The sequence below is a fragment of the Ralstonia sp. VS2407 genome (genome assembly GCF_052950655.1).
Window position 1 is genome coordinate 1 of sequence record NZ_JBRFVG010000177.1, and the last position, 500, is coordinate 500.

At 56.8% G+C, this 500-nt stretch carries 1 protein-coding gene; it reads right to left on the bottom strand.

What is annotated here, in order from left to right:
• Positions 1-115: 115 nt before the first annotated feature.
• On the bottom strand, positions 116-500 hold a 385-nt coding region (locus ACU8YE_RS24485; protein WP_446929985.1), incomplete at its 5' end, for a type II 3-dehydroquinate dehydratase.

A 500-nucleotide genomic window follows, 5' to 3' on the forward strand; every position in this document is an offset into this window, starting at 1 on the left:
GGTAGGAACCTGGCGAAGTGGAGTGCTAGGTAAACAGGGAAATACGCATTGTTATTCGGCTATTTCCGGAGGCATAACGAAGCTGCTGTGTGGTTTCCTATGTTACTAGCCCTAATTATACCCGAAACCCCACCCGTTTGGGCCGCTGGCCATCAAAGTAGTGCAGGGCCAGCTTGTAGCTATCCAGCTTAAAACCGCTGATGCTGCCCACGCAATGGCGCCCTAGCAGGCTTTTCTGCCGGAACTCCTCGCGGGCGTGCAGGTTGCTCAGGTGCACCTCCACCACGGGCGTATGAATGGCGGCCACGGCATCGGCCAAGGCAATGCTGGTGTGCGTATAGGCGCCGGCATTGAGCACAATGCCGTGGTAGCTGAAGCCCACTTCGTGCAGTTTATCCAGCAGCTCGCCCTCGTGGTTGCTTTGGAAGTGCTCCAGCGCAAACTGCGGAAAGGCTTCGCGCAGCTCGGGCAGGTAGTCTTCGAATGAGCGAGTACCATAA